The organism is Neisseria mucosa (assembly GCA_003028315.1).
Classification (GTDB): Bacteria; Pseudomonadota; Gammaproteobacteria; order Burkholderiales; family Neisseriaceae; genus Neisseria; species Neisseria mucosa.
This window is the reverse complement of record CP028150.1, coordinates 2,507,249-2,531,412: the sequence shown is the minus strand read 5'-3', so window position 1 is coordinate 2,531,412 and position 24,164 is coordinate 2,507,249. Positions and strand designations below refer to the sequence as shown.

The 24,164-nt window shown below is 51.4% G+C and carries 27 protein-coding genes, 3 tRNA genes and 1 pseudogene; 15 read left to right on the top strand and 16 right to left on the bottom strand.

Annotated features, from left to right (window positions below):
* Positions 1 to 5 precede the first annotated feature (5 nt).
* From NM96_12870 to mraZ, 8 genes are all read right to left on the bottom strand, one after another.
* Positions 6 to 737, bottom strand: coding sequence for a hypothetical protein (locus NM96_12870; protein AVR80080.1), 732 nt, complete (start codon positions 735 to 737; stop codon positions 6 to 8).
* Between the two features lie 40 nt (positions 738 to 777).
* Positions 778 to 1,638, bottom strand: coding sequence for a peptidase (locus NM96_12865; protein AVR80079.1), 861 nt, complete (start codon positions 1,636 to 1,638; stop codon positions 778 to 780).
* 24 nt (positions 1,639 to 1,662) lie between these two features.
* Positions 1,663 to 2,184: a M23 family peptidase gene (locus NM96_12860; protein ID AVR80078.1), complete on the bottom strand. Its 522-nt coding sequence runs from the start codon at positions 2,182 to 2,184 to the stop codon at positions 1,663 to 1,665.
* A 187-nt stretch (positions 2,185 to 2,371) separates the two neighbouring features.
* Positions 2,372 to 3,850 (bottom strand): UDP-N-acetylmuramoyl-L-alanyl-D-glutamate--2,6-diaminopimelate ligase, encoded by a 1,479-nt coding sequence (locus NM96_12855; GenBank protein AVR80077.1) that lies wholly within the window; start codon positions 3,848 to 3,850, stop codon positions 2,372 to 2,374.
* 24 nt (positions 3,851 to 3,874) lie between these two features.
* Positions 3,875 to 5,623 carry a penicillin-binding protein gene (locus NM96_12850; protein ID AVR80076.1) on the bottom strand — a complete coding sequence of 583 codons (1,749 nt, stop codon included), beginning with the start codon at positions 5,621 to 5,623 and terminating at the stop codon, positions 3,875 to 3,877.
* Positions 5,624 to 5,704: 81 nt separating this feature from the next.
* Positions 5,705 to 5,968 carry a cell division protein FtsL gene (ftsL, locus tag NM96_12845; GenBank protein ID AVR80075.1) on the bottom strand — a complete coding sequence of 88 codons (264 nt, stop codon included), beginning with the start codon at positions 5,966 to 5,968 and terminating at the stop codon, positions 5,705 to 5,707.
* 55 nt (positions 5,969 to 6,023) lie between these two features.
* A complete protein-coding gene (locus NM96_12840) occupies positions 6,024 to 6,977 on the bottom strand; it encodes a 16S rRNA (cytosine(1402)-N(4))-methyltransferase (protein ID AVR80074.1) in 954 nt (317 codons plus the stop codon).
* The gene (gene mraZ, locus NM96_12835) at positions 6,974 to 7,429 is read right to left on the bottom strand and encodes a division/cell wall cluster transcriptional repressor MraZ (protein AVR80073.1); all 456 of its coding nucleotides are present in this window, start codon (positions 7,427 to 7,429) and stop codon (positions 6,974 to 6,976) included. Before mraZ ends, NM96_12840 begins: the two co-directional genes overlap by 4 nt.
* Before the next feature lie 472 nt (positions 7,430 to 7,901).
* Here mraZ and NM96_12830 point away from each other — a divergent pair, with 472 nt between their 5' ends.
* The 8 genes and pseudogenes from NM96_12830 to NM96_12795 all read left to right on the top strand — a co-directional run bounded on the left by NM96_12830 (position 7,902) and on the right by NM96_12795 (position 12,675).
* Positions 7,902 to 8,942: an S-adenosyl-L-methionine-dependent methyltransferase gene (locus NM96_12830; GenBank protein AVR80072.1), complete on the top strand. Its 1,041-nt coding sequence runs from the start codon at positions 7,902 to 7,904 to the stop codon at positions 8,940 to 8,942.
* 165 nt (positions 8,943 to 9,107) lie between these two features.
* Positions 9,108 to 9,184: transfer RNA gene (locus NM96_12825), tRNA-Met, on the top strand.
* 6 nt (positions 9,185 to 9,190) lie between these two features.
* Positions 9,191 to 9,266, top strand: a tRNA-Ala gene (locus tag NM96_12820).
* A 305-nt stretch (positions 9,267 to 9,571) separates the two neighbouring features.
* Positions 9,572 to 10,546 (top strand): hypothetical protein, encoded by a 975-nt coding sequence (locus NM96_12815; protein AVR80071.1) that lies wholly within the window; start codon positions 9,572 to 9,574, stop codon positions 10,544 to 10,546.
* A gap of 18 nt (positions 10,547 to 10,564) precedes the next feature.
* Positions 10,565 to 10,690 (top strand): annotated as a pseudogene (locus NM96_12810) (transposase).
* A gap of 19 nt (positions 10,691 to 10,709) precedes the next feature.
* Positions 10,710 to 11,516: an IS481 family transposase gene (locus NM96_12805; GenBank protein ID AVR80070.1), complete on the top strand. Its 807-nt coding sequence runs from the start codon at positions 10,710 to 10,712 to the stop codon at positions 11,514 to 11,516.
* A gap of 11 nt (positions 11,517 to 11,527) precedes the next feature.
* Entirely contained in the window at positions 11,528 to 11,875 is a 348-nt protein-coding gene (locus NM96_12800) for a helix-turn-helix domain-containing protein (protein ID AVR80069.1), read from the top strand.
* Positions 11,876 to 12,045: 170 nt separating this feature from the next.
* Complete coding sequence (locus NM96_12795; GenBank protein AVR80068.1) at positions 12,046 to 12,675, top strand: hypothetical protein; 630 nt, start codon at positions 12,046 to 12,048, stop codon at positions 12,673 to 12,675.
* Positions 12,676 to 12,749: 74 nt separating this feature from the next.
* Here the strand turns inward: NM96_12795 and NM96_12790 are convergent, their stop codons facing one another.
* Positions 12,750 to 13,550, bottom strand: a complete 801-nt coding sequence (locus NM96_12790) for a competence/damage-inducible protein A (GenBank protein AVR80067.1) — start codon at positions 13,548 to 13,550, stop codon at positions 12,750 to 12,752.
* Between the two features lie 443 nt (positions 13,551 to 13,993).
* Here NM96_12790 and NM96_12785 point away from each other — a divergent pair, with 443 nt between their 5' ends.
* From NM96_12785 to NM96_12765, 5 genes are all read left to right on the top strand, one after another.
* Positions 13,994 to 15,337 (top strand): argininosuccinate synthase, encoded by a 1,344-nt coding sequence (locus NM96_12785; GenBank protein AVR80066.1) that lies wholly within the window; start codon positions 13,994 to 13,996, stop codon positions 15,335 to 15,337.
* Between the two features lie 71 nt (positions 15,338 to 15,408).
* Positions 15,409 to 15,624, top strand: coding sequence for a DUF4177 domain-containing protein (locus tag NM96_12780; GenBank protein AVR80065.1), 216 nt, complete (start codon positions 15,409 to 15,411; stop codon positions 15,622 to 15,624).
* Positions 15,617 to 15,832 (top strand): hypothetical protein, encoded by a 216-nt coding sequence (locus NM96_12775; GenBank protein AVR80064.1) that lies wholly within the window; start codon positions 15,617 to 15,619, stop codon positions 15,830 to 15,832. Before NM96_12780 ends, NM96_12775 begins: the two co-directional genes overlap by 8 nt.
* Positions 15,833 to 15,927: 95 nt before the next feature.
* Positions 15,928 to 16,377 (top strand): DUF3290 domain-containing protein, encoded by a 450-nt coding sequence (locus NM96_12770; protein AVR80063.1) that lies wholly within the window; start codon positions 15,928 to 15,930, stop codon positions 16,375 to 16,377.
* Between the two features lie 12 nt (positions 16,378 to 16,389).
* Positions 16,390 to 17,019 carry a DUF421 domain-containing protein gene (locus NM96_12765; GenBank protein AVR80062.1) on the top strand — a complete coding sequence of 210 codons (630 nt, stop codon included), beginning with the start codon at positions 16,390 to 16,392 and terminating at the stop codon, positions 17,017 to 17,019.
* A 136-nt stretch (positions 17,020 to 17,155) separates the two neighbouring features.
* On the opposite strand, the gene NM96_12760 is transcribed toward NM96_12765, so the two are convergent.
* From NM96_12760 to NM96_12750, 3 genes are all read right to left on the bottom strand, one after another.
* Positions 17,156 to 18,595, bottom strand: a complete 1,440-nt coding sequence (locus NM96_12760) for a hypothetical protein (protein AVR80061.1) — start codon at positions 18,593 to 18,595, stop codon at positions 17,156 to 17,158.
* A 121-nt stretch (positions 18,596 to 18,716) separates the two neighbouring features.
* Positions 18,717 to 19,457 carry a hypothetical protein gene (locus NM96_12755; protein AVR80060.1) on the bottom strand — a complete coding sequence of 247 codons (741 nt, stop codon included), beginning with the start codon at positions 19,455 to 19,457 and terminating at the stop codon, positions 18,717 to 18,719.
* 427 nt (positions 19,458 to 19,884) lie between these two features.
* A tRNA-Phe gene (locus tag NM96_12750) sits at positions 19,885 to 19,960 on the bottom strand.
* Positions 19,961 to 20,179: 219 nt separating this feature from the next.
* Between NM96_12750 and NM96_12745 the strand changes: the two genes are divergently transcribed.
* Positions 20,180 to 20,452 carry an oxidative damage protection protein gene (locus NM96_12745; GenBank protein ID AVR80353.1) on the top strand — a complete coding sequence of 91 codons (273 nt, stop codon included), beginning with the start codon at positions 20,180 to 20,182 and terminating at the stop codon, positions 20,450 to 20,452.
* A gap of 78 nt (positions 20,453 to 20,530) precedes the next feature.
* Here the strand turns inward: NM96_12745 and NM96_12740 are convergent, their stop codons facing one another.
* Complete coding sequence (locus tag NM96_12740) at positions 20,531 to 21,136, bottom strand: nitroreductase family protein (GenBank protein ID AVR80059.1); 606 nt, start codon at positions 21,134 to 21,136, stop codon at positions 20,531 to 20,533.
* 96 nt (positions 21,137 to 21,232) lie between these two features.
* On the bottom strand, positions 21,233 to 21,634 hold the full coding sequence (locus tag NM96_12735; GenBank protein ID AVR80058.1) for a DoxX family protein: 402 nt from the start codon (positions 21,632 to 21,634) through the stop codon (positions 21,233 to 21,235).
* 123 nt (positions 21,635 to 21,757) lie between these two features.
* Between NM96_12735 and NM96_12730 the strand changes: the two genes are divergently transcribed.
* Positions 21,758 to 22,654 carry a LysR family transcriptional regulator gene (locus NM96_12730; protein AVR80057.1) on the top strand — a complete coding sequence of 299 codons (897 nt, stop codon included), beginning with the start codon at positions 21,758 to 21,760 and terminating at the stop codon, positions 22,652 to 22,654.
* 79 nt (positions 22,655 to 22,733) lie between these two features.
* Here the strand turns inward: NM96_12730 and NM96_12725 are convergent, their stop codons facing one another.
* Together NM96_12725 and NM96_12720 are read right to left on the bottom strand one after the other, a co-directional pair.
* Positions 22,734 to 23,165: a pseudoazurin gene (locus NM96_12725; GenBank protein AVR80056.1), complete on the bottom strand. Its 432-nt coding sequence runs from the start codon at positions 23,163 to 23,165 to the stop codon at positions 22,734 to 22,736.
* A 228-nt stretch (positions 23,166 to 23,393) separates the two neighbouring features.
* The gene (locus NM96_12720; protein AVR80055.1) at positions 23,394 to 24,161 is read right to left on the bottom strand and encodes an ABC transporter ATP-binding protein; all 768 of its coding nucleotides are present in this window, start codon (positions 24,159 to 24,161) and stop codon (positions 23,394 to 23,396) included.
* Positions 24,162 to 24,164 lie beyond the last annotated feature (3 nt).

The window sequence follows — 24,164 nt, the reverse complement described above, 5'->3', positions numbered from 1 at the left end:
GCATTTTACACTTTGGCAGAAGGCAGCAACTCTTCGACGAGCACCTTTAAAGCACGCCTTCCTTCTCGATTTCTGGTACTGGGATGAGGTGCTCGGTAACATATTATTTCCTTATTACCTTCAAAAGAAAATTTTTCCAGTTTTCCCTTATTCAAGCCGTTTATGCCTTGATCCGAGCCGGACAAATCAGGAAAGCACTCCCTCCGCGCCGCTACGCCGCCGTCTCCGCTCACGAAAAGAATAATCTGTGGCTTTAAAATTTCAATTTGGGCACGTAACAATTTACAGGAAAGTGTTTTTATATCTTCGAACCAATCCGAATGTTTAGGATGTTTAGTTTTATAGTCCACCGCAAAAATATTAGCCCACAAGATGCCCTCATTCCCACTTCGCTTGGCAACCTTGCGGACGAAATTGAAAAATGTTGCTCCTTTTGTGTTTCTTTTTAAATCCCCAGTCAAATTCCGCCAAATAAAATCTTTGCTTAACGACATCAGTTGCCTTACATTTTCGGCATGATATTCATCAAATTTCTTGCTATCGTACCAACTTCGTGTTTCTCGACCGACAATCAGAATTTTATGTTCTGCGCTTTCATAATGCTCAGGGACAAAGCCCAAATGGATATTGGATAATTTATTGTCTTTATTGCTAATTGCACGCAATAAGTTCTGATGTTCCGGTTTGTTTAAAATCTCTACATACTTATTCAGCAATACTTCTTGTAAATCATTCACTTGACGTATTCCTGTACTATTGAAACCGATTTTCCCACACTCAGCTACCGATTTTTCCGTACTCCTGATAATCGGAGAAACACAATACGATGGTTTTACCGTTTTTACGGTAAGGATGGCAGAGGCTGTAATGACCATCTTCCGCTTCATAGCGCATTTCCTGGGTTTGTCCGGCAAATACTTTTTGCAGGTATTCGCGCCCCTTCAAATCCGGGGAATAGACATAGTCCGTTTTCTTGACCGCCACTTTCTCACCATTTCGATTCACGACGAAATTATCGCTACCTTCTGCATTCTGATTGGCGGCAGGCACGACTTCTTCACTCAGGGTAAGGCGGGTGGAGTCGGCTGAAAAAGCCAGATAAACCGGTTTGTTGCCGATCTTATCCGGCACGATAACCATAGCAGCGTTGAACGAAGAATCGTCTTTAGCCATCAAATCCAAGATTTCCGACGTTTTTCTGATATACGCCAAGTCAAAACGGTAATCGGCCAACGCATCGAGTTGAGCAGAATTGTCTTTGACGATGCGCTCCGACGATTGGATTAAGATATCCCGTTTTTGTTGAATAGTCAGGTAATTGCCGCCGAACAGCAGCGCTGCCAAAATAGGAAATACCGCCAACAGCAGATATACGGTTTTCCTGCCGCCACGGACTTCTTCTTCCTGCCCGCGCTCGGCAATACGGGTCAGATTCAACATGATGTTCAGCATCAGCGTACCGCCCATCACAGCAAAAATCCCTAGAATACTCATCAGGAAAATTTCTGTAATGTGTTCACGGAACACCTTGAGTCCGAAAACTTGAATCAATATCAGCGCGAACACCCAGTACACCAGCAGTGTCACTGCCACCATACCGATAATATTCGTTGCCTTGACCAATTTTTTTGCGTTCATTGCCTCACTCTTTTTTCAGACGACCTATTTGTCCTGATTAATCAGCAGATAGGGATTGATCGCTCCGTTTGGCAAATACACGCCGTAATGCAGGTGCGCCGGCGTAGTTTTGGCATTGCCGGTTTTGCCGACATAGCCGATGACCTGTCCTTCTTTCACACGTTCATACAGGCGGACGTTGGCGAATTTGTTGAGGTGGGCATAATAGTGCCATGCGCCCGGCCCTTGGATGCCGATGACCTTGCCACCCAATCGGTTGCGCCCGATTTTGGTTACAATACCGGGCGTCGTACTGCGTATCGGCGTGTTTTTCTTAGCGAAAATATCCACGCCCTCATGTCTGCGCCCCTGACTGCGCGCTGCGCCCCAAGTATCGTCAAAACGCTTGCCTTTAACAGGATTGGGCAGGCTTTGCGCCGTTGGCGGTTCTTTCGCCCTCAGCTCAGCAATTTCGGCGTTCGGGCGTGGCAGTTGTTTGGTGGTACAGCCCGCAAATAAAATCATGGCTGCACTGATTAAAAGGGGTTTTGTCGGCATTTTCAGCATCAAATCGGTCTCCTCGTTTTTCAGACGACCTTTAAAATTCCAAATCGGGGTCGTCTGAAACAACTGTGATGGGTTTAATGGCTGACGTGCCGTAATGCGTGTGTCGTGTTGCTTTTATTGTAGAGGATAAACGTTTTCAGACGACCTTGATGGCCTTCAGGTCGTCTGAAAACTTTGGTACTCGTTGTTATATCCGCTCTGCCAAGGCTTTTTCTGCAACTTCAAAGTCAGAAAAATGATGCTTCACACCCTGCATGTCCTGATAGTTTTCATGTCCTTTACCGGCAATCAGGATGATGTCGTTTGCGGCGGCACGTTCGACTGCGTAACGAATGGCAGCGGCGCGGTCGGCTTCGACGCATTCGGGCGCGGGCACGGCGGGCAGGATATCGTTGATGATGTCTTGCGGATTTTCCAAACGCGGGTTGTCGCTGGTGACGACGACTTTATCCGCGCCCTGTACGGCTGCCGCGCCCATCAGCGGGCGTTTACCGCGATCGCGGTTGCCGCCACAGCCGAATACGCACCACAAAGCCGCGCCCTGTGGTTTGATTTCCTGCAAAGTGGAGAGTGCTTTTTCTAATGCGTCGGGCGTGTGGGCGTAATCGACAACGACCAAGGGCTTGCCGCTGTTCATGATGCAGTCCATGCGGCCTGAGGCGGGACGGATTTTTGCCAGCACATCCAATACTTTATCAAGCGGATAGCCGTTGGCACAAAGCAAGGCGATGCAGGCGGCAAGGTTTTGTGCATTGAACCGTCCGAGCAGGCGTGTGCGGCAGCGGCCTTCGCCCCATGGCGTTTGGAATACGGCTTCCATGCCATCTGAAGAAGCGGTGAAATGAACAATACGGATGTCGGCGTGTTCGCTGAAGCCGTAGCCGTAAACGATCAAATCGGGGCAGTCTTTTTTCAGACGACCTACGAGTTCTGCGCCGTATTCATCATCTACGTTGATGACGGCGTGTTTCAAGCCGTGCCAGTAAAACAGGCGTGACTTAATGGCGCCATAGGCTTCCATCGTACCGTGATAGTCGAGGTGGTCTCGGGTGAGGTTAGTGAAGATTGCACTGCGGAATGGCACGCCGTTGACGCGCGATTGGTCAAGGCCGTGGCTGGAGACTTCCATCGCGGCGGCTGTTGCGCCTTGTTGACGGAAACGGTAGAGCAGGGTTTGGACATCGACGGGGGCGGGGGTGGTGTGCGTGGTTTCTTCCAATGCGCCCCAAAAGCCGTTGCCGACCGTGCCGATAATGGCGGTTTTTTCGCCCAACAAATCGGCGGCTTGCGCCAGCCATTGTGTGATGGAGGTTTTGCCGTTGGTGCCGGTTACGCCCCAGACTTTGAGGTCGTCTGAAACGTTGCCGTAAACTTGCGCCGCCAACATGCCGGCACGGTGTTTCAAATCTTTGATGCCTTGATTGGGGACTTTCCATTCGGGATTCCACGCAAATTTGCCGTCGTCGTCCCAAAAAACAAAAGCCGCGCCGTTGGCAATGGCAGCGGGGATATAACTGCGGCCGTCTGTATATTCGCCCTGACAGGCAACGAAAATATCACCTTGTTTAATTTGACGGCTGTCTGAATGCAACAAACGCCCTGCTGCGTTTGCACACAGCAGAGGCGGAAAGTTGGTTTCAGCTAAAGGGGTTAACTTGCTGAACATAAAATAATCTCGTTGATACTCGGATTAAGACGGTGTTTTGACGGCTGCAACATTGGTCAGAGGCTTGGTAGGGGAAACGCCCAAGATATTCAAGCTGCCGCCCATGACTTGTTTGAAGACCGGACCTGCCACTACGCCGCCGTAGTAACCATTGGCAGTCGGTTCGTCAATGGTTACCGCCACAATCACGCGGGGATTTTTGGCAGGGGCAAAACCGATGAAAGTTGCGACGTGTTTGTTATCAACGTAACGTCCGTTGACCAACTTACGCGCCGTACCGGTTTTCGCGCCGACGTCGAAACCATCTACCGCACCTGCTGTACCCGTACCACCGGGCTCGGTTACAGAAACCATCAAATCACGAACTTCACGCGCGGTCGAAGCTTTAATGACGCGTTTGCCTTTGGGCGCAACCGCCTGTTTCTCAAAGCTGACCGGCAACAATTCGCCGTCGTGTGTCAACATGGTATAAGCACGCGCCAATTGCAGCAGGCTCAACTGCAAGCCGTAACCGAAAGACATGGTTGCCTGTTCAATCGGCTGCCATCTGCGCCAGCTTCTCAAAAGACCGGCCGTCTCACCGGGGAAACCGGAGTGCATCCGCACGCCCACACCCAAATCATGATAAAAATCATACATTTCTTTAGGCGTGAATTTTGCAGACAGTTTGCTGGTACCGACGTTGGAAGATTTTTGCATAATGCCGCGCACATCCAAAGTAGGATACACATGGGTATCGCGTACGGTAGCGGGACCGATTTTATAAGGCATGGTGTTAAAACGATCAGCCACACCGACTTTGCCGGAATCCAATGCTTTGGCAATCGTAAACGGCTTCATGGCAGAACCCGGCTCAATCATATCGGTAACGGCTCGATTGCGGCGCTGTTCGCTATCGGCGCTGCCTGGTTGGTTGGGATCATAGGCAGGGCTGTTAACTAAAGCCAAGATTTCGCCGGTTTGCGCATCCAATACTACCACCGTACCTGCTTTGGCTTTGTGATAAGCCACTGCTTTATTCAGCTCATCATAGGCAAGTGTTTGAATACGTTGATCCAAAGACAAAACCATGTCCTGCCCGTTTTTCGGATCGCTGTTGCGCGGAGAATCCAAACTATCGACGATATTGCCTTTATTGTCGCGCAAAACCACTTTCGCGCCGTCAGCACCATGCAGACTGTCTTCTCGCGACAATTCCAAGCCTTCCTGTCCTTTGCCGTCGATATTGGTGAAACCGATAACGTGTGCGAACAGGTTACCCATCGGATAATGGCGTTTCAGCTCTTTTTGGAATGCCAAGCCTTTAATGCCCAAAGCTTTAATTTCTTCCGCTTTTTCTTGGCTGAGTTGACGCTTCAGATAAATAAAATCTTTATCTTTTTTCACCAATTTTTCCTGCAATGCCTCAACAGGCAACTCAACAATAGCCGCCAACTTAGCCATCTGTTCGGCAGTCGGCATTTCTTCCATACCGGAAGGCATGGCATACAAAGATTCAGTCGGTGCACTCAACGCCAAAGTCGCACCGTTACGGTCCGTAATCATGCCGCGCGACGCAGGTAAAGTCAGGGTACGGACAAAACGCTGATCGCCCTGATTTTTCAAAAATTCATGCTGCGTGGTTTGCAAATAGATGCCGCGAGCCAGCAGTCCGACAAACGCAGCCGCAATCAGCCACAACACCAAAGAAATCCGCCCATCACTGGTGATGGGTTTTTTAGCTTTGGCTGCCTTGGGCAGCATGCTCGGTTTATATTCGTTTTTAATCAACATCTTAACATCTCAATTCATAATCACCCGAACCGTGTCTTTATCTAACGGCACCAATTTGCAGTACCGGATAAGCCGGCTATATTATTTTTTTCGTTCCACCATCACGGTATTATCAGCGCCGGGCGGTTTGAGGCGTTGCTTCTCAGCCGCCACCTTAATCAGCTTGTGGTTCGCCAGCCGCGCCTGATCCAATTTCAAGCGTGCATAGTCCTGATCAAGCTTAATTTCCTGCTTTTGCGCTTTATCCAAAGCGATGAAGTGCAAACGTGATTGGTCTTGCACAGTGACCACCGCAAAAGCAGATACCGATACCAAGACCAACAAAAGGATATTTAATTTATTCATTGTTTTCAGACGACCTCAATCTGTTTGTTCCGAGGACACCTGCCCCACATAATGCTTATTCTGCAATCTCACCGCCCGTCCGCTCTGCCACGCGTAAAACTGCGCTGCGCGCCCGCGGATTGGAGGCGGTTTCCTCAACACCCGGCTTTATCGCCTTTCCCACTGCCTTTAACGGCGGCAGAGGCAAATCCGCTTCTTTTACTGCCGCCCAGCGCGGCAAAGGAGGATGTTGCGAATACTTTTTGACAAACTGTTTCACGATGCGGTCTTCAAGCGAATGAAACGCGATAACCGCCAAACGCCCGCCCTGTTTCAGACGACTCATCACTTGCGGCAGAACCGCCTCTACCTCTTCGAGCTCGCGGTTAATAAAGATGCGAACTGCCTGGAAGGTGCGCGTCGCAGGGTCTTGCCCTCGCTCACGAGTACGGACGTTTTGCGCCACGAGCTGCGCCAGCTTGCGGGTTGTATCGATCGGACTTTCTGTCCGTTGCGTAACAATGGCGCGCGCAATCTGGCGACTAAACCGCTCTTCACCATAATTCTTGATAACCTCGTGCAAATCCTGTTCTGATGCTGTTGCAATCCATTCTGCAGCGGACATTCCCCGCGTCGGATCCATGCGCATATCCAAAGGTGCATCAAAACGGAAACTGAAACCCCGTGCGCCATCATCTATCTGCGGGGACGAAATCCCCAAATCAAACAACGCACCATCTATTTCTTCAATACCCAGCTTATCCAGGGTCGTCTGAAAACTGGAAAACCCGTCATGGACTACCGTAACGCGCCCATCCTGCTCGGCCAGCTTTTGCGCCGCCTCAATCGCTTGCGGGTCTTTATCAAACACAATCAGACGACCTTGACTGCCCAGACGGGACAAAATCAATCGGGAGTGCCCTCCCCTGCCGAACGTCCCATCTACATAAATACCGTCTTCACGAACCGCCAGAGCATCAACCGCCTCGTTTAACAAAACGGTGATATGTTGATATTCAGCATTACTCACAATTGCAAATCCGTCTGACTTAATTGGAATGCCAACTCTTCAGGATCATCATCCAAAGCCTGAGTCATTTCAGCTTCCCATTGATCACGGCCCCACAATTCCAAACGATTGGCGCGACCGACCAAGGTAACGTCTTTTTCAAAATCCACCCGTTTGCGCAGATTGGCAGGAATCAGTACGCGGCCGGCGCTGTCCCATTCCAGCGTATCCGCATTGTGCAGCAGAAGATTTTGATAACGCTGCAACATCGGATTTCCTGCCGTTTTCAGGTGCAAAAGCTGCTCGGCAACCTTTGCCCATTCAGCCTCCGGATACATCAGCAATTTTTGACGGGAATCCAAAGTAACCACAATCGACGGCGTATAATGGCGCAGCAAAATATCGCGGAACTTGGCAGGAATTGCCAACCGCCCTTTGCTGTCAATACTCAATTCGTGAGCGCCACCAAACACAATTTCGTCCTATCGGTTTAAATCGGAATTTTTTGGGCAATGCAGACACTTTTACCCACATCGCCCCACTAGCCCACACTATAAAAAATTTTAACGCCTCGGTCAAATCGCCCTACTCTAAAATCCCAGTACATATGCAACAACAAAATCATTAAAAAACAGTATTTTAACCAAACAAACAAACAAGCCGAACCACCCATTTTACCTGATTTGGTTTTTAAAAACACAATATGTAGTATTAAAAATCACATTTAAACACAATATATGGTATAAAAAAATGAAAAAACGCCCCTTTTCCGTTCACGTTATAATAGACAAATAAATTCACAAATTTTACATTATCTAACGGTTATGAAGGCACACCTCCCCTCCCCTCCCCTCCCCTACCGCGCAAGCCTCAAGTTCCAAACTATTTGAAATCATCACACAGGAAATAAAAGCCCAAAATAACTGGGTTCCTTTCTCACGATTCATGGAGCTTGCACTCTACACACCCGAATACGGTTACTACACCGGAGGCAGCCATAAAATCGGTACAGACGGTGATTTCATTACCGCCCCCACCCTCACCCCATTGTTCGGACAAACCCTCGTCCGACAACTTGCCGAACTTCTCCCGCAAACCGCCGGCAACATCTACGAATTCGGTGCAGGCACAGGACATCTCGCCACCACCTTATTAAAGAGCCTTTCAGACGACCTCAAGCATTACTACATCATCGAGCTCTCCCCCGAGCTTGCCGAACGCCAACGCCAATTCATCGCCGAACAGACCACTCCGCAACTGACACAAAAAGTCATACACCTGACCGAACTGCCCGAATCCTTCGACGGCATCATCATTGGCAACGAAGTCCTCGATGCCATGCCTGTTGAAATCATCCGCCGCACTCAAAACACCTTTCAACACATCGGCGTCTCCATCACCCCAGACGGACAGCTTGAACAAAGCCCGCGACCATTGAAACAACCCGACCTCCTCCAGTTAGCCGCCACCTATTTTCCCGAAACCGAACACCCCTACACCAGCGAGCTACACCCCGCCCAATACGCCTTTATTCTCACCCTCGCGCAAAAAATCACACGCGGCGGCATGATATTTATCGACTACGGTTTTGACGCCGCCCAGTATTACCACCCGCAACGCGACGAAGGCACACTCATCGCCCACTACCGCCACCACACCGTTCACGACCCGTTTTTCCATATCGGCCTGACTGATCTGACCGCACACGTCAACTTTACCGATATTGCCCAAGCAGGCACCGACGGCGGGCTAGACCTCATCGGCTACCTGCCCCAGTCCCATTTCCTATTCAACCTAGGCATTACCGACCTATTGGCACAAACCGCCCCTCCAGGCACGGCAGACTACCTCCGTACCAGCACCTCCGTACAAAAACTGACCGACCAGCACGAAATGGGCGAACTCTTCAAAGTCATCGCCTTTGGCAAAAACATCGATATCGACTGGACAGGTTTCCGCTTCGGCGACATCTGCCACAAACTTTGAAATCCCCTACCTCAAACCATCCTCCAAACACACAGGTCGTCTGAAACACAGTTTCAGACGACCTCATCCATGTTTTATTCCATTAAAAAACAAAAACAAAACATAAAGTACAAAATAAAACTTGCCAAAAACTCAAAACAACATATAATAGCGACTTCACGAAACGGCGAATTAGCTCAGTCGGTTAGAGCAGAGGAATCATAATCCTTGTGTCCGGGGTTCGAGTCCCTGATTCGCCACCAAATTTCGGGGGTATAGCTCAGTTGGTAGAGCGCTTGCATGGCATGCAAGAGGTCAGCGGTTCGATCCCGCTTACCTCCACCAGATAAAAAAGACCTTGTTTAAAACAAGGTCTTTTTTATCTTGCATATTTGTTATATAGTCAAATGGATAAACATACAATAGAATTGAGCCTCCTTTATCCTGAGGATATATTCATTCACAAATACCTACATTTTCAAACTCTCCATCCTAAACCATCTGCTGCTTTATCATACTTTCAAACAAAACCGATCCCTTTTTAAATACCCGGGTAAAATTATTAGTGTCTTTAATATTAAACTTGAAACTTAAATGCGCCGTGAATGTCTATCTTTAATCGGTTAACCTACTCAGCAGGATGCAGATTTATGTCGATAACTGTTTCACTCATCGTCCCAGTCTATAATGGCGGAAAATTTGCGGCAGGTTTGTGCCGTCATTTTGCAGGTCTGCATAAGGCTGTCGAAGGGATAGAATTTATTGTTGTAAACGACGGTTCTACCGATGATACATCGGCTCAGTTCAGGCAGTTTTTCAATGAACATCCCGAATTGCAGGCGCAGTTGATTGATACGCCCAACGGCGGAGTCAGCAGGGCGCGCAATATCGGTTTGTCCAAAGTGCGCGGGGAATATGTGATGTTTATGGATCACGACGACAATGTTGATCCGCCGCTTATGACAGATTTGGTTGAAAAAATGAAACGTTCCGATGCGGATATACTCCAATTCAATGTTGATGCGCGCTATCCTGCCAATGAGGATGAGGTTATCGGTTTAGCGGATTATATGGACCGCTATCCGTTTTGGTCGTGCGTTTGGGCGTATATCTACAAACGCAACCTGTTGGAAAAAGCAGGTCTGAAATTTATCGAAGGCATGAAATATTTGGAAGACGGCGTATTTTTGACCGAGTATTTTTTGCAATGCAAAACCGTCATTGCCAGCAATACCGTTGTTTATGATTATGTCGATAACCCCGAATCCGCTATGCGCAGCAAGCGTACGCCCGAGCAGACGAAGAAATACCTCGACGACATCGGTTTGGCAGTAAGGGAATATACGCGCCTGCTCGCTACACCGGGACAGCCGCCCAAAGTTGCCCGCAGGTTATTGGAAATACGGGATTCCTTCCAATTCATCCATTTGGTTTCGATGCTTAAAAGCGGTGTTTCTACGGACGAACTGTTCCGCAGGCTGGAAGAAAACGGCTACGATTTCCGAATGGCGGGCTATCCCAGCAAATTCAACCGCCGACGCGACGTACGCCTTTTGTGCCATGTATTCCGCAGCCGTTTGCTGTTAAAGCTTCTGGCGGCTTCCAAGATCATGGCAAAAGATTGACAGACTCAAAAAGGTCGTCTGAAAACCAATACAGGTTTGAACTGCACCCCAAAAGTTGGACATCCCCTCCAACTCACAAGGTGCAGTTTTTTTATGAGCAAATATACATTACATGTAGAAATCAGTAGCGTTGTTTACAGTATTTCCAGGAGAATACTGAAACATGAACATGCACAAAAACACCCGCCTCACCCCGCACCACCGACAAGCCATTTGGCTGGCCTACACGCAGGGGAAGGAAAGCGTCACCTCCCTGGCACGCCGCTACCAAGTCAGCCGCGTCACCATTTACCGCGCCCTTAAAGCCGCAAGGGCCAAGCTGCTCAAACCGCAAACCAGTACCAACAACCGTTTCAAACAGGCAAAGTACGGAATGAAACGCCTGGCCAAGGTAGAACGCAGCATTCAGGAAAAACTCAAAAAGCAGGCCAAACGCTACAATAAATCCTACCCCGGAGAGCTGGTGCATCTCGACACCAAACGGCTGCCGCTGCTCAAAGGGCAGAAAGCCACCGATAAGCGGGATTACCTGTTTGTCGCCATCGACGATTTCTCAAGGGAGCTATACGCCGCCATTTTGCCGGACAAAACCGCAGACAGCGCCGCCAAGTTTCTGACCGAACAGCTGATTGATCCCTGCCCATACCTGATTGAGTGCGTTTACTCCGACAACGGTACGGAATACAAAGGCTCGGCCAACCATGCTTTCGGTGTAGCCTGTTACGAGAACGGGATTGGTCAAAAGTTTACCCGGGTTGCCCGTCCGCAGACCAACGGTAAGGCGGAGCGGGTTATCCGTACCCTGATGGAGATGTGGCATGAGAAACAGTCGTTTGAGAGTCCGGAACATCGGCAAAAGGAGTTGTGCCGCTTTGTTAATTTTTATAACACTGTGAAGCCGCACCGCAGTTTGAACGGCGATACGCCGTTTGAGGTCTTGCAGGCTTATTTTTCTCAACCTGTTGTGTAAACAACGCGACAATTTTCTACACATTACACTTCAAATACCAAGCCGTACTCCACTACCTGCATATACGCAGCCAGCAGCGTACCGCTGATCACTACGGCATCTCACGAACCCACCTGAGACGTTGGATAACCGCCTATCAAGAAGGCGGTATCGGCGCACTCGAACATCCCCAATCCAAAACCATGCCCCAACACCGCAAAAACCCCTTCATCGCAGATAAACCCGATCAAGAAAAAACACAGGCAGAGCTTATTGAAGAGTTGTGCTATATGCGCGCAGAGGTCGCCTACCTAAAGGAGTTAAAAGCCCTCAGCCAAAAACAGACCGAAAAGGACAAAGCCAAACCGTCCAAACACTGAGGGCGCAACACCCGCTCAAATACCTGCTGCACATCGCAAACCTGCCCAAAAGCAGCTTTTACTACCATCACCAAGACCGACCCGACCCCGACGCAGCCGACAAAGCCCTCCTTGTCGAAACCTACCGGCGGCATAAAGGACGCTACGGGCAAAGGCGCATTGCCGCAGCATTGGGTTGGAACCACAAAAAAGCGGCGCGGTTGATGAAGCAGTTGGAACTGAAAGCCCTCATACGGGCGAAAAAAGCCTACCGCCATCCCGCCATGGGCGAGATATCGGAACACCTCCTCAAACGCCTATTCAAATCCGAAAAGCCCAACGAAAAATGGCTGACCGACGTTACCGAACTCAAAGGGAAAGACGGCAAACTGTACCTCTCGCCAATCTTGGACTTGTTCAACCGCGAGATCGTCGCCTACGCCATGAGCCGCAGAGCCGACAGCGAAATGGTGAAGGAAATGCTCGAAAAAGCTGCCCCCCGTCTGACTGCTAAAGGAACGATGCTTCATTCGGACCAAGGTGTGCTGTACCGTACGGCGGGGTATAGGGAATTGCTTGCGGAGCATTCCATGGTTCAAAGCATGTCGCGAAAGGCGAACTGTTGGGACAATGCGCCGATGGAAAGCTTCTTTGCGGTGTTGAAGACGGAGTGTTTCTATAACGCAGGAGAATTGACGGTGGAAGAATTGATGAAACAGATAGATGATTATATGGATTACTACAACCGGGAGCGTTGCAGTCTGAAATTGAAAAAGCTGAGTCCTGTCGCATACAGAACCCAGCTTGCACAGAGCGCCTGAATAGGCTTTTATGAGTGTCCAAGATTTGGGGGCCAGTTCAGTTTTCAGACGACCTTTTTATTTCATCCTGCGCTTCAATCAGGCGTATCTTTCAACTCTGCGCCCAAATCCTTCAAACGCTGCAATACTTCGTCCCATGCTTTATCCAAATCGCGGCACGCTTCGCCTTCCGCCTTGATGCCGAATTCGATATGCGGTTTGACCGCCGTTCCGTCCGCATTCTGCCAGCCGATGCTGGGCAGGCTGTAAGAGCGCACGCCCGGGTAGGTGCGTTCGACGTATTCCATAATCGGGGCGACGCGCGATTCGGGTTGTCCGAATACATACACGCTGCGGCTGCCGCGTTCGGTTTGGTTAAAACGGTCGGCGTAATAAGTATCCAAAACCCATTCCGCCATCGGGTGCGCCATCACGGGGAAGCCGGGGAAGAAATAATGTTCGCGGATGGAAAATCCGGCGATGTTGTTGAACGGGTTGGGCACAAGCTCTGCGCCTGCGGGAAAATCCGCCATTTTCAGGCGTTGGGCGTGTTCGGGGGCGTCGAGCGGCTCGCCGCGTTTAAGGGTAACGGCTTCGATGAACTTGGCGGCTTCGGGATGGCGGACGACGGGCAAATCCAAAGCGGCGGCGGCCGCTTGACGGGTGTGGTCGTCGGGCGTGGAACCGATGCCGCCGGTAACGAAGGTCGGCAGGTCGTCTGAAAAGCTGCGGCGCAGTTGTTTGACCAGCAAATCGGGTTCGTCGGGCAGGTATTGCACCTGATTGAGCTTCAGCCCGCGCGATTCCAGCAGGGATTTGAAAAAGGCGAAATGCTTGTCTTGGCGGCTGCCGTGCAGGATTTCGTCGCCGATGATGATGAGGTTGAAAGCGTTCATGGATAGGTTTCTTTACCGATGCCGTCTGAAAATGTTGATGGCGCTGTAATTTATTCCCTCTCCCGTGGGAGAGGGTTAGGGAGAGGGCTGAGCTTGCGTTTTTCAGGCAGCGTTTGCTTAAGGGCTGCTGTCTGTGCCCTCTCCCCAACCCTCCCCCGCAGGGGAGGGAGTCGGGTTGCGGGTGGTGTCAAGGTCGTCTGAAAAGATTTTCAACGAAACGGGCAAGGCTCATTTTCAGACGACCTTGACGGCTGACAATGTGTTCTATTTATAAGATAATGTTTCAACACACAGGACTACACACAAAGCGCAGCCCTATGTATCGCCCTGATTTGGAAGAGGTTGCATTTCTCCCAAACAGTCTCTGATTCTACCGCCCTGAAGGGCGGGGTTTCAACCGTTAAGGTATTTTTAATAACCCCTTTTAAGTCCGAAGAATTGTCATGAGCCAAAACAATACTATCCTGCAACACCTCCCCGTCGGTCAAAAAGTCGGCATCGCCTTCTCCGGCGGCCTTGATACCTCTGCCGCGCTGTTGTGGATGAAACTCAAAGGCGCGCTGCCTTATGCCTACACTGCCAACCTCGGGCAGCCCGACGAAGACGACTACAACGCCATTCCCAAAAAAGCGATGGAATACGGTGCGGAAAACGCCCGCTTAATTGACTGCCGCGCGCAGTTGGCACACGAAGGCATCGCCGCCATCCAATGCGGCGCGTTCCACGTTTCCACCGGCGGCATCGCCTATTTCAACACCACGCCTCTGGGCCGCGCCGTTACCGGCACCATGCTCGTTTCCGCCATGAAGGAAGACGACGTCAATATTTGGGGCGACGGCAGCACCTACAAAGGTAACGACATCGAGCGTTTCTACCGCTACGGCCTCTTGACCAATCCCGCGCTGAAAATCTACAAACCTTGGCTCGACCAACAATTTATCGACGAACTCGGCGGCCGCCACGAAATGAGCGAATTTCTGATTGCCAACGGTTTCAACTACAAAATGTCGGTTGAAAAAGCCTACTCCACCGACTCCAATATGCTCGGCGCGACGCATGAAGCCAAAGACTTGGAATTCCTCAACAGCGGCATCAAAATCGTCAAACCCATCATGGGCGTTGCCTTCTGGGACGAAAACGTCGAAGTCAAACCCGAAGAAGTCAGCGTACGCTTTGAAGAAGGCGTGCCCGTTGCACTGAACGGCAAAGAATACGCCGACCCCGTCGAACTCTTCCTCGAAGCCAACCGCATCGGCGGCCGCCACGGCTTGGGCATGAGCGACCAAATCGAAAACCGCATCATCGAAGCCAAATCGCGCGGCATCTACGAAGCCCCAGGCATGGCATTGTTCCACATCGCCTACGAGCGTTTAGTAACCGGCATTCACAACGAAGACACCATCGAACAATACCGCATCAACGGCCTGCGCCTTGGCCGATTGCTCTACCAAGGCCGCTGGTTCGACAGCCAAGCCCTCATGTTGCGCGAAACCGCCCAACGCTGGGTCGCCAAAGCCATCACCGGCGAAGTCACCCTCGAATTGCGCCGCGGCAACGACTACTCGATTCTGAACACCGAATCGCCCAACCTGACCTACCAACCGGAACGCCTGAGCATGGAAAAAGTCGAAGACGCCGCGTTCACCCCGCTTGACCGCATCGGCCAGCTCACCATGCGCAACCTCGACATCACCGACACCCGCGCCAAACTGGGTATCTACTCGCAAAGCGGTTTGCTGTCGCTGGGCGAAGGTTCGGTATTGCCGCAGTTGGGTAATAAGAAATAAGGTTTGCAGTTTTGCATCATTGGCAACTTAAGGGGTCGTCTGAAAAGATGATCCCTTGTAAAAGGAATCCCATGAAAGAATACAAAGTCGTCATTTATCAAGAAAACCTGCTGTCCAGCCTGTTTTTCGGCGCAGCCAAAGTCAATCCCGTCAAATTCAGCGCGTTCCTCAACAGCCAAACTCCCGAAGGTTGGCGTGTCGTAACCATGGAAAAAGATCAACGCCGTATGCTCTTATTTTTCAGACGTGAAGCCTACGTCGTCATTTTGGAGCGGGAACGTGTTTAAACTCGGCGTTTATGCCTGTCTCGGGCTGTTTGTCGGCTGGGTGTTGCTGCTGATTCTGCAACTTTGGTTTTCTTTTATCGAGGCAGAATTATTCTTCAAAATTACCCTGACCATGGCGGGGTTGTTTGTCATCATCCTCGCTGCCTTGCTGGTGTGCAGTCAGTATTTTTCCGAAAAGAAAATGAAAGACGACGGGTTTATCAACTGATGCGGCTCCGGATAAAACCTGCATCCAAACCATAATAGGTCGTCTGAAAATCCGTTTTCAGACGACCCCACTATTTCCTCAAATCATTTGAAATCATGAAATTCTTCACACACTTTTATCTTGAAAACCATATGTATTTCAACGACTACTTGAAATACGTCCTCATTTTCGCCGCGCTCGTCGTCCTGCTGCTCGCCGTATCGCAATACCTGCGCCACCGCATGGACACCAAATACCGCGACCTGAGCATTATTGCCCTGCTGCTGCTCATCCTCATCAGCGGCATCCAATACCTCTCATACAGCGAACGCCAAAACTTCGCCGCGGACAACTCGCGCATGGTCGGTTTTCTCAATACCCTGATTGAAAACCAAAAAGTGGAAAAGCGCGACATCAGCGTCAACAGCACGCACCTATACAACGGCATGATCGTCGGCATCAAAAACCAATACTACGAAGTCCATTTCAATCAAGACTTCTCCGCCTACACCCTGACCCCCATCAATCTGGTCAACAACAACATCGAACTTATCGACAAAGAATAACAGGACACACTCATGGAAGCATACTCCCTCCTTGCCCTCAAACTCCTTATGGGCATTTTAGGTTTGGTTTTGCAAATCAACCTTTTAGGTAAAGGCAACCTCGCCCCCACCTCCGCCATGGATCAAGTGCAAAACTATGTTCTCGGCGGCATCATCGGCGGCGTGATTTACAGCGACAGCGTCGGGCTTTTACAGTTTTTCCTCGTGCTGATTTTGTGGACGCTGTTGGTCTTGAGTCTGAAATTCATCAAAAACCACAACCACTGGGTCAAATCCGTGATTGACGGCAAATCCGTCTGGGTCATCGTCAACGGCGAAATCCAAACCGAAGAATGTATGAAAAACGGCATCAGCGCACATGACCTGATGTTTAAGCTCCGTGCCGCCGGCATCTACGAAATCTCTGCCGTCAAACGCGCCGTCATGGAGCAAAACGGCCAGCTCGCCGTCATTCAGTACGGCGACGAAAGCCTGCGTTACCCCCTGATTACCGACGGGCAAATCGACCATGACATCTTAGAAATCATCAAACGCGACGACGAGTGGCTGCAACAGGAACTTGACCGCCTCCATCTTGATGCCTCGAAAGTCTATATCGGCGAATACATCGACGGGAAATTGGTGGCACACCCTTATCCTTGATGGTGAAAATGAAGGTTGTGTTTGGATAGGTTTTCGCAATAAACCTACCGTTAATCCAATGCTCGAATAGAGTCAAAAGAAAAAAGGTCGTCTGAAAACTGAATTTCAGACGACCTTTGTGTTTCTGCGTCCCGCGTTAGAACGATTTGACCAGCGACAGACCGACTTCGTTTTGTTTGTAGCTGTACAGCCAATCGGTGTTGCCGTGGACGCGGCGGTGTTTGTAGCTGAGGACGGGCTTGAGGCCGGCGAATTTCCAGCGGTCCGCGCCTATGCTGAGGCGGTAGGTTTGTTCTTTGTCGCGGCGGCGTTGTTCGAGGACGGCGTTTTCTTCGCGGTGGCTGCGGATGCCGAAGGTGGCGGAGGCGGAGGCGTCGAAGCCGGCTTCAAACATTTTTGCCGCGCCCAGCCGTGCGGAGATGAGGCGGTAGCTGTCCACGGGTTCTTTGGCTTTGCGCTGCTGCCAGTCTATGCCGCCGTAGAGCATGAGGTCGTTGCGCGGGAAGTAGGACAGGGTGTTGTAAACGGAGAAGAGGCTGCCGTCGAGCAGGCGGGTTTTGTCGGAATAGGAAAGGTGTTTCCACTCAGCTTCGGTGTTCCATGTCCAGCTGCCTTTGTCGAGGTTCCACTCGCTGCGCACGCCGTAGGCGCGGTTGAGGGTTTTGCCGCCGCTGCCGTTCCATTCGACAAGCGGGGCGAGGGCGAAGGTGTGGCGGTGGTTTTCAAACTGATAACCGGCGCTGAGGTTGAGCGTGTGTTCGTTGAAGTCTTTATGGTCGCGGTAGAAGCGGCCGTAGCCGAGCGCGCGGGCGGCGATGCCGTGATGTCCTTTAATCTGCCAGCGGCGGACGGCGGCGGCTTCGTATTTGATGCCGTTGGCGGAAATGGGCTTGTCACCTGAAAATTCTTCCCAACATTCGCCGTCGATTTCGGTTTTACACCATGTTTTGCCGCTGGCTTCGTTGATGTTGCTGTTGTGGACGGCGCCGACGGAAAGGCTGCCCTGCCAGCTTTGGCGTTGGTTTAGAGAGTCGCGGAAATGGCCGATGTTTTCTTTGACGGCTTCGGGCAGGTCTTCGTTTTGAAGGCGCATGAATTCGGAAGTGGCTTCGCGGTTCAGACGACCTTCAAAGAGCAGGCGGGCGTAATCGAGCCGTCCGCGCGTGAAGTCGGGATGGCGTTGCAGCAGGGTTTCGTAGTCTTGTTTGGCATCTTTCCACCTGCCTTCGCCGCGGGCGAGCGAGGCGCGGGCAAAGAGGGCGATGTCGGGGTCGTATTCGGTTTGCTGGGTATAACGTTCAAGCAGCGGGCGCACGGTTTGCCAGTCGCTGCGGTTGACGGCGTTAAACAGGGCTTCGCCTTGGTCGGCTTCGGGGTCGGTTTCGATTGTCTGCCCGATGTTTTCGGCTGGAATGTCGAGGCGGTATTCGCGCACTTTTTGTTCCTGCTCCTGCATGGTTTGGCGGGTGTCCTGCCACAGGCGTTGCGCGGTACGGTCGTCTGAAAAGTCGGAACGTGGCGCGGCAAGGACGGGGGCGGCGAGAAAGAGGATAAGGCAGGCAGACGGTTTGTACATGGTGTCGGCTTTCCGGTCGGCGGTTTCAGACGACCTTGAGAAGGTTGGCGGGCTGGTGTTTAAAAAAGCCTGCGTGAAGCAGGCTTTATTTTACTTAACTCATTTTACTTAACTAGGGATTTTAGCGTTTTACACCGCCGTATGCCGTATCCAAGTTGCGGTCGGTTTTAAACTTGGCAACACCGGCCAGCGCGCTTGCGTTGTGACCGAAGAAGTGGCCTTCGGTTTTACCGAAGTGGCCGTTGGCGCGGGCGTAGCCTTCAAACGATGCGCTGGACGGTTTGATGCGGGAATGGATGTCCATCTGTACAGCGTTGTTTTTCATAGAACCTGCCAAGACGCGTTGACCGAAGTCTGCGCGCAAAGTACCGACCATCGGGTTGTTGCCGGTGTAGTTGTTGATACCTTTGACGGCGTAGTTGGCTACACCGGATACCGGCATAGAGGTAGCGCGTTTGTCGCCTGAGTAGAAAACGCCGCGGTTGGTGCCTTTGGCGTATTCTTTACCGACCCACTCACCGTAGTACACTTCAGAGCCACCGCTCTTGATGGTGTTGAATGCATAGCGGCCGAGGTTTTGACGGGTGTATGCGTCGTTGACCTGTACGGTTTTCACGCCGTTGTGGTCTACATTGCCGGGCATGCGGTTGACGTTGGTGTAGTGCACGCCTGAACGGTAGGCAGCGTGTTTCATCACTTTTTCGCCTTCGGCTTCAGATGCGGGTTTGCCCCATTTTTTGCCGTATTTGTGGTTTTGGTAACCGTAATCAAATGGATTGTAGGCATTGTTGGCGGCAAATACGCCTGCGCTGAACAAAACAGCCAAAACAGCAGCGGTGGTTTTTTGCAGATTCAGTTTCATGATACGCTCCTTAGGGGAAAAACGATGGTGGGGAAAATGATGTTCCGTCCGTGTCAGTGTGAGCAGACTATCGTTATGTGAGGAGACTTGTTTTTCTTTTTCTGAACATCATTCTAGAGGGGGAGTGTTAGAGGAGAATTAGCGGATGTTTTGGAGAACGTTGGAATGAGATAAGAATAGGATAAGAATGTTTGTTTTTAGTTAAGAAGCATAGTAAACACGGCTGGTGTTGCCGCACGCCGCAATTTAATCTGTCCTTATTGAGATGTTTTGGTGATGGATTAATTGAAATGATTCATAAAGAAGGGAAAGGTCGTCTGAACATTTCTTTCGGCGGAACCCGTAGAACTTGTTTCAGACGACCTTGAAAAATGAGAAATAATTCTAGGAAGTGGGCAAAAAAATAACCGCCTGAGGCGGTTTGTTTTGGTGGCCAGAGGCGGAATCGAACCGCCGACACACGGATTTTCAATCCGTTGCTCTACCAACTGAGCTATCTGGCCTTCGCTGTTTCGTTGCGAGATGTGCATTAAACCAAAAACAGCGTTTTAACGCAAGGTTTATTTCGATGCGCTGTATATTATTTTTATAAACATATGTTTTGTATTGAATTAAAAAGCGGCGTATTAGGCAGATTTTGCCCGTTTTTCGCAGCCTTTCCTATAAATAGGCAATACGATAAAATACGCGCTGTCTGAAACACCATCATGAAGGAAGCCGCCATGACCCGTATGGTTCACTGCGTCAAACTCGGCAAAGAGGCCGAAGGTATGAAATTCCCGCCACTGCCCAACGAGCTGGGCAAGCGTATTTTTGAAAATGTGTCCCAAGAGGCTTGGAATGCGTGGACGCGCCATCAAACCATGCTGATTAACGAAAACCGCCTGAGCCTTGCCGACCCGCGCGCGCGCGAATATTTGGCGCAACAGATGGAGCAGTATTTCTTCGGAGACGGCGCGGATGCTGTTCAGGGTTATGTCCCTCCGCAAGAATAAGCGCAAGCTGTTTTGAATGACAAAGGTCGTCTGAAACCGAAGTTGGTTTTCAGACGACCTTTTTTGTTTGACGGGCAATTATGCGCCGAACACTTTCAAACGGTTTTCCACCGGTTCGAAGGTTTTTTCACCGGCAGGCGCTTCGATGCCGCCGATAACCATTTGCGCGCGCAGAAGCCAGCTTTCGGGCAGGTTCCATTCTTTGGCGATGGCGGCGTCGGGCAGCGGGTTGTAGTGTTGCAGGTTCGCGCCCACGCCGGCGGCGGCAAGCGTTGTCCAGACGGCGTATTGCGTCATCGCGTTCGCATGGTCCGCCCAAACGGGGAAGTTGGCGGCATAAGAAGGGAACTGCTCTTGCAGGCCTTTGACGACGTTTTGGTCTTCGAAGAACAAAATGGTCGCCGCGCCTGCTTTGAACAGGTTTAATTTTTGCGCGGTCGGCTCGAATTGTTCGGCAGGCACGATGGCGCGCAATGCGTCTTCAACGAATTGCCACACTTTGCCGTGTTCTTCGCCGAAGAGGACGACGACGCGGGTGGATTGCGAGTTGAAGGAAGAAGGTGTGTGCAAAACGGCATGTTTGACGATTTCGCTGATTTCTTCGTTGCTGATGGGCAGGTTTTTGTTCAGCGCGTAAATGGAACGGCGGGTTTCTGCCGCTTGTTGTAAGGTTTGATAAGTCATTTTGTTTTTCCTTTGATTGATGTTTAATCGGTTGGCGGGTTTGGAAATCTATTCGTAAAACCCGCTTTGCTTGTTTTCAGACGACCTTTGGGTCTATCAGGATTTGTTTTTGCCGAACAGGTTGTCCAATGCCAATGAGCCGCCGCCGGCTGCTGCGAGATAGAGGAACACGAAGCAGAACAATACTGCCGATTCGCCGCCGTTGGCAAGCGGGAACAGCGCCGAACCTTGGGAGGCGTGTGCCATGAAATAGGCAGCCGCCATCTGACCGGACAGGATGAAGGCGGCGGGACGGGTAAACAGTCCGAGAATCAACAGGATGCCGCCGACGATTTCCAAAATGCCTGCCACCAGCATCAAGCCTTCGGGCGAGCCGCCGCCCATGGATGTCGGGAAGCCGAAGAATTTCGACGTACCGTGCAGGAGGAAGAGGTAGGCGGTTACGATACGCAAAACGGACAATAAAATAGGTTGGATACGGGCGCAGGTTGCAGACATGGGGTTCTCCTTATCAAAAATGCGGGGGTTAAATGAAAACTAATCTTATCTGTGCAGTATAGATAATTACTGCCGGTAGATATATACTTCTTTTATTGATACAACGTTTCCCTAAAAGAAAACATGGATACCCTGTTCAGCCTCAAAGTTTTCCGCCAAGTCGTCCAAAGCGGCAGCTTCACCCGCGCGGCCGAGCAGCTTGATATTTCTACCGCGATGGCGAGCAAACACGTCAGCCATCTGGAAAATTCGATTAAGGCCAAGCTGCTGCACCGCAACAGCCGCAACCTCCACCTGACCGAAGCGGGCGAAGAATACTACCGCCAATGCAGCTACGCGCTCGATACGCTCGACACCGCCGCGCAAAAGGCGGCAGGCGGGGCGGACACGCCGCAGGGCATGTTGCGCGTAACCATGCCGCTTTGGTTTGCGGGCAATTTAATCGGCACTTGGCTGGCGGAATACCGCGAACGCTATCCCGAAGTCACGCTCGATCTGGTGCTCGACAACCGCCACGTCGATTTGATTGCCGAAGGCTTCGACCTTGCCTTGCGCGTGGCAAAAACCTTGTCGCCCTCGCTTATCGTCAAGCCGCTGGCGCAAATCCAATTCGTCCTGCTTGCCTCGCCCGAGTATCTGGCGAAACACGGCAAACCGCAAACGCCCGAAGAGGTCATGCGCCATCCCGCCATCCTGCCGACCTACACCGACCAGCGCAATTTGGAAATCACCCATCGGGAAACGGGTGAAAAAAGTATTCTGACGCTCAATCCGGTGATTCAAAGCGACAATACGCTGATGATCCGCGAATTGGTCAGGGCGGGCGCGGGCATCGCCTATCAGCCGTTGTGGTCCGCCAGACAGGATTTGAAGGAAGGCAGGTTGGTCAGCCTGCTGCCGGAATATCGGGTGCGGACCGAGCAATTAAACGCGGTTTATGTGGACAGGGCGTTTTTGAGCGCGAAGGTGCGCAGTTTTATCGATTTTCTGAACGAGAAGATTTCAGCGGAAGGGGAATGAGGATTGGGGATGAAGGTTGGCAAAAGGTCGTCTGAAAACGGGAAAGCGGTTTCAGACGACCTTTTGTTTGTGCGGCGGTTTATTTGACCTGCTGCATGTATTTTTTCAGACGACCCTTGCTCTGCATGGCGCGGTTTTCCAGTTCGTCCACAACGGCTTGCGCTTTGGCTTTGTTCACCGGTTTGCCGACCTGAATCACGCCGCTCATGTTCATCATGCGGTGCGGTGGGCAGGTATAGACGTACACGCCTTCTTTGTCGAGTTTGAGGGTGAAGTCTTTGCCGTCTTCGGACAGGAAGTCGGCAACGCCGTCAGGCAAGGCTTTGCTTTGCACCCAGTGGCCTTTGTTGGCGGCTTTGAAGGTTACGGTGTCGCCGACTTTGGCGTTGACGTAGCCGGGTTCGAACACCATGCTGCCGTCTTTGCCATTGTCGAGCATTTTGACTTCGTGGTTGGCGGCGTATGCACCGAGGGAAGCGGTCAGCATCAGGAGGAAGAGGGATTTTTTCATGGGGGAGTCCTTTCTAAGGATAAAAAATATGGGAGGGTTGATGAGTCGAAGAGGTAAGCCTTGGGCTTACCGCCCTCTCCCTAACCCTCTCCCGCGGGCGAGGGGATAAGTTGCAGGAGATCGCAGGTCGGATGCTCAAATCCGACATTTCAGGAACGGATTGTTGATTTTCAACCGTCGTCATCCTCGCGCGGGCGGGAGTCCATTGGAATGACGGCGGCGGTTAAGTTACGCACTCTGCCGCATCGGGCGAATAACGGGCAGGCCTTTGCTGTCGTATAAAAGTTCGATGTCCACTTTATACAGCCTGCCGATCATGTCCGCCTGCAACACGTCCTGCGGCGCGCCCTGCGCCTGTACTTTGCCTTCGCCGAGCAGAATCACGCCGTCTGAAAACTGCGCGGCGAGGCTCAAATCGTGCAACACCATCAGCGTAACCAGATTGTGTTCGTGCGTGTATTGCACCACGCGCTCCAAGAGGTTCAACTGGTGGTGCATATCCAGCGCGCTGACCGGTTCGTCCAGCATCAGGATTTCGGGGCGGCGCAGCATGACTTGGGCAAACATCACGAGCTGCCGCTGTCCGCCGGAAAGCCGCATGACGTCGCGGTGCGCCAGATGGCCGATGCCTAGCTCCGCCATGATACTTGCGGCTTCGTGCAGCAGTTCGTCGCCGACGTGCATGTGCAGCGCGTCCATGCGGCCGAGCAACACGACTTCCAGTGCGGTCAGCGAGGCTTCGGCGGCGGTGTCCTGCGGCATATAGCCTATGCGTTTGCGCCAGCTTTGCAGGTGGATTTTGCTCAACGCTTCGTCGCCGTAGTGGATGGTGCCTTTGTGCGCCACTTCGCCGAAAATCGTTTTCATCAGCGAGGATTTGCCCGTGCCGTTCGGGCCGAGCACGGAATAGACTTTGCCTTGTTCCAGCGTCAAATCGATATTGTCGGCGACCACATAATCACCGCGCCGGATATGGACGTTTTCAAGTTTTAACATTTC

Bases quoted from the DNA above. Each gene is read 5' to 3' on its own strand.
- NM96_12865 (AVR80079.1), bottom strand. From the start codon at position 1,638: ATGAACGCAAAAAAATTGGTCAAGGCAACGAATATTATCGGTATGGTG.
- NM96_12860 (AVR80078.1), bottom strand. From the start codon at position 2,184: ATGCTGAAAATGCCGACAAAACCCCTTTTAATCAGTGCAGCCATGATT.
- NM96_12855 (AVR80077.1), bottom strand. From the start codon at position 3,850: ATGTTCAGCAAGTTAACCCCTTTAGCTGAAACCAACTTTCCGCCTCTG.
- NM96_12850 (AVR80076.1), bottom strand. From the start codon at position 5,623: ATGTTGATTAAAAACGAATATAAACCGAGCATGCTGCCCAAGGCAGCC.
- ftsL (AVR80075.1), bottom strand. From the start codon at position 5,968: ATGAATAAATTAAATATCCTTTTGTTGGTCTTGGTATCGGTATCTGCT.
- NM96_12830 (AVR80072.1), top strand. From the start codon at position 7,902: ATGGAGCTTGCACTCTACACACCCGAATACGGTTACTACACCGGAGGC.
- NM96_12815 (AVR80071.1), top strand. From the start codon at position 9,572: ATGTCGATAACTGTTTCACTCATCGTCCCAGTCTATAATGGCGGAAAA.
- NM96_12805 (AVR80070.1), top strand. From the start codon at position 10,710: ATGAACATGCACAAAAACACCCGCCTCACCCCGCACCACCGACAAGCC.
- NM96_12790 (AVR80067.1), bottom strand. From the start codon at position 13,550: ATGAACGCTTTCAACCTCATCATCATCGGCGACGAAATCCTGCACGGC.
- NM96_12785 (AVR80066.1), top strand. From the start codon at position 13,994: ATGAGCCAAAACAATACTATCCTGCAACACCTCCCCGTCGGTCAAAAA.
- NM96_12780 (AVR80065.1), top strand. From the start codon at position 15,409: ATGAAAGAATACAAAGTCGTCATTTATCAAGAAAACCTGCTGTCCAGC.
- NM96_12770 (AVR80063.1), top strand. From the start codon at position 15,928: ATGAAATTCTTCACACACTTTTATCTTGAAAACCATATGTATTTCAAC.
- NM96_12765 (AVR80062.1), top strand. From the start codon at position 16,390: ATGGAAGCATACTCCCTCCTTGCCCTCAAACTCCTTATGGGCATTTTA.
- NM96_12760 (AVR80061.1), bottom strand. From the start codon at position 18,595: ATGTACAAACCGTCTGCCTGCCTTATCCTCTTTCTCGCCGCCCCCGTC.
- NM96_12755 (AVR80060.1), bottom strand. From the start codon at position 19,457: ATGAAACTGAATCTGCAAAAAACCACCGCTGCTGTTTTGGCTGTTTTG.
- NM96_12745 (AVR80353.1), top strand. From the start codon at position 20,180: ATGACCCGTATGGTTCACTGCGTCAAACTCGGCAAAGAGGCCGAAGGT.
- NM96_12740 (AVR80059.1), bottom strand. From the start codon at position 21,136: ATGACTTATCAAACCTTACAACAAGCGGCAGAAACCCGCCGTTCCATT.
- NM96_12735 (AVR80058.1), bottom strand. From the start codon at position 21,634: ATGTCTGCAACCTGCGCCCGTATCCAACCTATTTTATTGTCCGTTTTG.
- NM96_12730 (AVR80057.1), top strand. From the start codon at position 21,758: ATGGATACCCTGTTCAGCCTCAAAGTTTTCCGCCAAGTCGTCCAAAGC.
- NM96_12725 (AVR80056.1), bottom strand. From the start codon at position 23,165: ATGAAAAAATCCCTCTTCCTCCTGATGCTGACCGCTTCCCTCGGTGCA.
- NM96_12720 (AVR80055.1), bottom strand. From the start codon at position 24,161: ATGTTAAAACTTGAAAACGTCCATATCCGGCGCGGTGATTATGTGGTC.